Here is a 6,903-nt window from a genome sequence, read left to right on the forward strand (position 1 = left end):
GGTGCGGCGCGCGCTCAGGGAGCGAAGACATCCGACGTCAGCAGCTACTTCCGCGTCGCCTTCGCAACCCGTCGGTAGTCATCTCGTTTCTTCCACCTACCGGTCGGCCGCGGTCGGAACCCGCGGTGTCCCGATGGGCCAGGGCGAGGTACGCGGGCAATCCCGCAATTGGTGCCGCCGCAGGAACGCCGTCCATACGGGTTCGCTGCGGATCGCATCGTACGGCGGAAAGCACATGGAGAATGCGATGTTGGGGAGTCCTCCGTCATTCTCGAGGTGATCCACGAACCCTGCGGCGGCGGCGGCCCGATTCCCGAACACGAGGTCGGCCTGCGCCCGATCATACGATGTGATTCCGACGCCGCCAGCGATAATCTGCGCACGCAGCGCGCGCGCTTCTGGCCATCGTCCTGCCGCGGCAGCGGCCAGCACCGCGTTTCCAAGTCGGCCTCGCGACAGCGTCGTCAGATTCCGTTGCGCAACGTGAAACGCGCTGTCGGCCAGACCAGACCACACCAGCACCAGTGTCGAGTTGTTTGGGAACGAGCGACTGATTTCCGCGACTTGCGCGAAGCGTTCCCGCGCCTTGGCGAACTGCCGGCGCTCGAACAGTATGATGGCGTGGCTGTTCAACGTGGTCGGTGACAATGGGTCCAGTGCCAGCGCCCGCTCCATCTGCCGGTCCGTCCCCGCTGTGTCTCCCGCCGCACTGAAGTAGATGGCGGACCAATGTGCGGCGATGGCACTTTGCGGATCGAAGCGCCGTGCGGTCGCCATCCCGGCTCCTGCCTTCGCAAAATCCAGGCGACGCAACAGCAGAAAGCCGAGCGCCGCGTGCGCATCAGCCAGCGTGGAGTCCAACGCCAGCGCACGCGTTGCTGCCTCCTCCGCGCGCGCATCCGAGATCCGGAAGTCCACCGCCCGGTTGTAATTCGGGCGGATGACATGGGCCAGCGCGAGCCCGGCCCAGCCGCGCGCGAACGAAGCGTCTCGCTTCACACTCTGCTCGAGATACTTCACAGAGCTGTCGCCCGGCCCCGCGCCCCGCTGCGCCCAGTAGTAGCGGCCTTTCAGGTACTCATCATAGGCGGCGGCATCGGTAGTTCCGCGAGCCGACGTGCCGATAGCGTCCACCATCCCGGTGCCGCTCAGTCGCGGTGCAAGCGCGCTGATGATCGCCGAGGTGAATGCATCCTGTACTGCAAACACGTCGGCGCCGGATCGCTCGAAGGTGTCGCTCCACAGCACCCCACCATCGCGCGTGCTGATCAGCTGCGCAGTGAGGCGGATGCGATCGCCGGCACGCCGCACTGTTCCTTCGATAATGGCTCCAACCCGGAGCGTCTTGCCGACTTCCGGCGCGAGAATCGACTTGCCTTTGAATGAATAGCTCGAGCTGCGCCCGGCCAGGCGCAGGCCAGGCAACTTCGAGAGCGCATGCGTGAGTTCGTCGGTGAGGCCGTCGCTGAAGTATTCATCCTTCGCGTCGCCGCTGGTGTTCACGAATGGCAACACAGCGAGTGATGACAGGAGTGCGGTATCGGCTGCACTGCCGTTGGTCGTGGACGCCGGCGTACCCACTGGCGCATCGGACGAACTGCGCCAGGTGCGCACGACATATACGCCGCCCAGCACCACGGCGAGCAGCGCGACTCCGACGAGCGCGCGAGTCGCGGCGCGGCTCGACGATGCGGTACCGAGCGAGGCAGGCGCGCTGCCCGTACCTGGCGTGGCCAACGCGTCGAGCGCGGCCAGCATCTCGCGCGCCGACTGCGGGCGATGCGCAGGGTCCTTCTCGAGGCAGCGCATGACGAGCGCAGCGAGCAAGGGCGGAATGTCGGGCCGCGCGGCGGCAATGGGGGCCGGCGTTTCCGTCAGATGCGCGACGAACAGTTTGGCCGGCGATCGACTGCCGAACGGAGAGGCACCGGTGAACAGCTCGTAGGCCACGCATCCCCACGCGTACAGATCGACGCGATGATCGACGCCCGGGTCGGCGCTGACCTGCTCGGGTGCCATGTACGCGGGCGTCCCGAGGGAGACGCCCACGGCCGTCATCCCCTCACTGGTGGTGCCGGTGGAAGTCCCGGTGGCGAAAGACAGCGCCTTCGCGACTCCGAAGTCTGTCACGACGGCCGCACCGTCGGCGAGCAGGATGTTGTCCGGCTTGATGTCGCGATGCACGAACCCGCGTTCATGCGCAAATGCCAGCGCCTGCGCCACGTCACGCAGCACCTTTACCGCATCGGACAGCGGCATGCGCGCACCACCGGACATGCGCGCACGCAGCGAATCACCGGGCACGTACGGCATGGTGAAATACGGCACGCCATCGGCGTCGCCTGCACTCAGCACGGGCACGATGTGCGGATGCTGCAACTGTGCCGCGGTGGTGATCTCCCGGCGGAAGCGTTCGACGGCCGCGAGGCCGCCGTCGATTGGCACCACCTTCACCACCACCTGCCGATTCAGACCATTATCGCGCGCGAGAAATACGCGCGACATGCCACCGCCGCCGAGCTCACGCTCGATGCCGTAGGTAGAACCGAGTGCGGCTTGCAGTTGCTCTCGGAGGTCACTCATTCACGCGGGACCATTTCGCGCCCAGTGCACGCTCGATGCGATCGCCATCGGCTAATCCGTCGGAGCGCTCGACTATTGTCGTCATGTGCTCTGCGCCGCCAACGCGCGTGCGCGCGGCGCGAGCGGGATCGCCGCGTATCGGTCTGCATTCGCCTTGATTTGCGCAAAGATCGGCGCGAGGTCCGGATGCGCAAGCCACGGACGCCAGACTGCGTGGTGCGCCCACAGCCCGCGGTAGTAGCCCGCTCCGAGGTCGGCGGCCCGAGCGAGCCACTTTCGCGCGCCGGCAGCGTCGCCCAGCAGTGCGAATCCCTCGGCGGCATACTCTGTGTACGAGAAGTCGCGCCAGAGCGTCGCCGCGAGCTCGGGAGTGAGGTGCTCCCCGGCGGCTTTGGCGTCCCCTCGCACGGCGGCGGCCAGGAACGACGACAGTCCGATCATCGCATCGGGTGGTTCGGCAGCCGCGCTGTCGAGGGCCTGCAGCGCATGGACATGGTCGCCGGCAGCGAGGCCGGCGAGCCCCTGCACGAGGTACCAGATTGCGGGCGGCGACGTCCCCGGGCCACCGGCGAGTCGCGCGAGCGCTGCATCGAAGCGCCCCGTCGTCCACTCACCAACACTCTCCATGAGCGGAAGCAACGGGTGGGCGGGTTCGCGGCTCCGCACGTCCTCCGTGATCGGAAGCGCGTCCTCGGGCCGGCCGGCAAAGATGAGGAACGCGCCGTACCAGAAGGCGATGTCCACCTCGTCGGGCAGCGCCTCGTACGCACGCCCCAGCTCACGCAGGGACGTGTCGATGTCGCTGCGGTACGCCCCCACCAGCCCGCGGAGCTCGGCCGCATATGGGGATCCCGGCGAGAGTCCCTCGATGGTCGCCGCGTAGCGCAGCGCATCGTCGAGCAGTGTGAGGTCGTCGGTCAGGCTGTTGTTGACCGCGGCCCAACACGCGCGACCCAGGCCGCGAAGCACGAAGAGGTTGTCGGGCGCCAGTCGTTGCGCTTCTTCGAGGTGGCCCAGTGCGCGCTGCAAGCCGGTGGCCGTCCATGCGTTGAGCCCCTCGCGTGCGCGCAAGTACGCGTCGTAGGCAGCAGCGTTCTCGATGGGATGCTCGACGAGCCGCGCGTGTTCCTCCGGCGACAACGCCAGTGCGAGCGCGGCGACGGTCGCGCTCGCGACACGGTCCTGCATGTCGAACACGTCGTCCATCGAGCCATCGAAACGCTCCGACCACACCGATGCATCGCGCTCCGCGTCGACCAGTGAGGCAGCGATCCGGAGGCGGTCGCCACCCTTGCGCACACTTCCCTCAAGCAGGTGCGTCACACCAAGTTCGCGCGCGATGTCGCGCAGTGAGCCGGTGCGCGTGCGGTACCCCATCATCGTGGTGCGGGAGATCACCCGCAACGCGCGCACTTTGGCGAGCGTCGTGATGATCTCCTCCGTCAGGCCGTCGGCGAAGTACCCGTTCTCGGCATCGGTGCTGAGGTTGGTGAAGGGCAGCACCGCGATCGAGCGTTCAGGCCTTGCAGTGGAGGATGTCGGTGCTGCCGGATGCAGCATGTCGACCTCGACGAGCGCGTCCGCGAATGCGCGCGCAGTCGCCGTGCGCTGGTTCGCGTCAAGCACCAGTGCGCGTGCAATGGCAACGTCGCACGCGGGCGGCGTGTCACCACGCATCGTGCGGCAGCGCGGCGCAGCTTCCGTGAAGCGCTTGACGAGGATCGCCTGAAACGTCGCGCCGGTGAATGGCACCGTGCCTGTAAGAGTTTCGAACAGGATGACGCCGAGGCTGTACACGTCGGACGCCGGGCCGGTGTCCCCCGTGCCGGTGGCTTGTTCGGGACTCATGTAGGCGGGAGTTCCGATCGCGGTGCCCGTTCCCGTCAACCGCTCGCGTCCTCCCTGCAACGTCGCGCGCGCAATCCCGAAATCGGCAAGCAATGCATGCCCATGGCTCAACAGAATGTTTTCTGGCTTGAGGTCGCGGTGAAGAATGCCGTGCTCGTGGGCATACTCGAGCGCACCCGCGACCTCGGAGACGATCTGCACGGCATCGCGAACCGGGAGGCGCCCTTCCCGGTCGAGCCGCGCGCGCAGCGATTCACCCTCGATTCGCGGCATGACGAAAAACAGCTGTCCGTCCGCTTCACCCGAGTCGAACACCGGCACGATGTGCGGGTGCTGCAGTCGCGCGCTAGTTCGGATCTCGAGCAAGAAGCGATCGGTCGCCAGCTCGGCGCTCACCTCCGGGTGCATCACCTTCACCGCGACTTCTCTGTCGTGTCGCAGGTCGTGCGCGAGATACACCGTCGCCATGCCGCCAGCGCCGAGCTCTCGCTCGATGCGGTAACGGTCGGCGAGGGCGATGCGCAAACGATCCACGACGGAACTCATGGCGAGCGAACGATAGCGGCGGCTTCAGGTCTGGTATCGTTCATCCGAAAGAACTTACCGCCGCGCGCCCCGCTGCGGTCGTGCTGCAGCGCGCTACTCCGCGAATAATTCAACCATCGAGAGCTCGAACCCCGGGAGCAGTGCATCGTCTCGGAGCACGTCCTCGCCCTCGAGCAGGCACTGCGCGCCGTCTTCGCGGTAGATCGCGACCTGGCGCGCCTGCGGATCGATGACCCAGACGACGCGCGTGCCGGCGTCGATCCAGTCACCGATCTTCGCGAGCAATGGGCCCGGCCGGTCGGACGGCGATCGCACCTCGACGACGAGGTCTGGGGCGAAATCCGCGTATCCGAGCGGGAGGGCGCCATCGCAACGTTCGCGGGAGATGTACGCCGCATCGGGGGCGCGTACGGTGTCGGGGTCACGCGAAAGCCAGAAGCCGGAATCGCCGCACACGAGGCGCCCCCGCGTTCGTTCAACGCGCCGCGCGTCCCGGTCGCGCGTGAGGTATGAACTCAGCGCGACGACCACGCGCACTTCGATTTCGCCATGACGGCCTCCGGGCGGCTCCTGCACGAGCAGGCACCCGCGCACGAGTTCCACGCGCTTGTCCGGTGCAGGATACGCCAGCAGCTCGTCGGCGGTCATCAGCGCGGCAGGTGTCATCACGCGCGGTATCCCCTGAATCACAGTGGAGGTCATGCGCCAACGATGCATCGCCGCGTCAGCGCGCCGTCATCGGGTAGCAGACAAAAGCTATGCCCCACGTTGCGCCGAGTCTACTCGGCGCGCCCGGACCGCTTCGTCTATCCGCGAGGCTTGATGTACTCCTGGAACGGCGGGAAATCGCGTAGCCATTCGCCGATCATGTCATAGTGAGCGAAGTTGTCGTTGAAGGAACGGTAGTCGAGCAATGACACGGCACGCGCCTTGTCGCCGAGTGCGGCCGCGATGTAGGCACGCGCGACGCGCCGGCATGCACCCGGCAGTGCGCCATAGCACAGGTCGGCCAGCTGTTCGGGTGTTGTGGCCGCAGCCAGAACGGAATCGACGCCAAGCGCCTGTGCGCGCTTGCCCTGCATGGCCAGTGCAACACCGCGCATGCGGAGTCCGATGATACTTCGCGGACTCTCGCGGAGTACGTCACCGGCGCCCGACTCCAACGCTGCCCACTGGCGTGTGGCCGCCAGCAGTTCGAGTCGACCACGCCTCTCCAACCACACTCGTGGTGAGTCGCCTTCCAATCGCGGAAGCGCCGACATTCGGCGCAGCAGCCTTTCGCCCAGCGCGGTGGCCTCGGCGGTGTGGCTATGCCATCGCAATTCATGCACGCTGTTCGCGCCGACCCACAGCGCCGAGCTGCGCTGGTCCGGGGCGAGGGTGAACAGCGACTCGACGGACCGATCCGCCTCAGCGAGCTTGCCCAGCGCAATCAGCGCCCGGATGTGGTCCGTCGCGAGAAAGAGCCGACCCGGATACTGCAACAATCCTTCGCGTATGACCGCGTACTCGCGTTCGTATTGCTCCAGCAGGTGCAGCGACCCGGCATGATGATGCACCAGGTAGATGCGCCCGCGAAGGGTCTTCGCCATCCGATGGTCTTGAGTCCGTATTGCCATGGCAGGACGTCCACCCCTCCCAGGCGCTTGGGCTCTTTGCCAAGGTACCAGACCATGCGTCGATGCGGCTTGCCGTAGTAGTCGGCGAACCGCTCCGGCCCTCGCAGATCGGACGCTGCCACCGTGCGTGAAGCTTTGCATTCGATCGCGAAAAGGTCAGCGCCCCGCTCGACAACGAAGTCGACTTCTGCGCCATGCTCCGTGCGGAAGGTCGAGACGCGAACGCCGTCATCGAAGGCCGCCGCACTGTGCACGAGCTGCGTGTACACGAGATGCTCGAAGGAGCGGCCGATACGATCGGGGGAGG

General features: G+C 66.6%; 4 protein-coding genes. All 4 read right to left on the reverse strand.

All coding sequences use genetic code 11. The features are described 5' to 3' along the window. Positions 1-96: 96 nt before the first annotated feature. The 4 genes from RMP10_RS08675 to RMP10_RS08690 all read right to left on the reverse strand — a co-directional run bounded on the left by RMP10_RS08675 (position 97) and on the right by RMP10_RS08690 (position 6,569). Entirely contained in the window at positions 97-2,583 is a 2,487-nt protein-coding gene (locus RMP10_RS08675; protein WP_310569943.1) for a protein kinase, read from the reverse strand. A gap of 81 nt (positions 2,584-2,664) precedes the next feature. Beyond that, on the reverse strand, positions 2,665-4,977 hold the full coding sequence (locus tag RMP10_RS08680) for a protein kinase (RefSeq protein WP_310569944.1): 2,313 nt from the start codon (positions 4,975-4,977) through the stop codon (positions 2,665-2,667). 93 nt (positions 4,978-5,070) lie between these two features. Next, positions 5,071-5,679, reverse strand: a complete 609-nt coding sequence (locus RMP10_RS08685; protein WP_310569945.1) for a Uma2 family endonuclease — start codon at positions 5,677-5,679, stop codon at positions 5,071-5,073. A 104-nt stretch (positions 5,680-5,783) separates the two neighbouring features. Further along, entirely contained in the window at positions 5,784-6,569 is a 786-nt protein-coding gene (locus tag RMP10_RS08690; protein WP_310569946.1) for a hypothetical protein, read from the reverse strand. Positions 6,570-6,903 lie beyond the last annotated feature (334 nt).

Origin of the sequence: Gemmatimonas sp. (genome assembly GCF_031426495.1) — a bacterium.
Taxonomy (GTDB): domain Bacteria; phylum Gemmatimonadota; class Gemmatimonadetes; order Gemmatimonadales; family Gemmatimonadaceae; genus Gemmatimonas.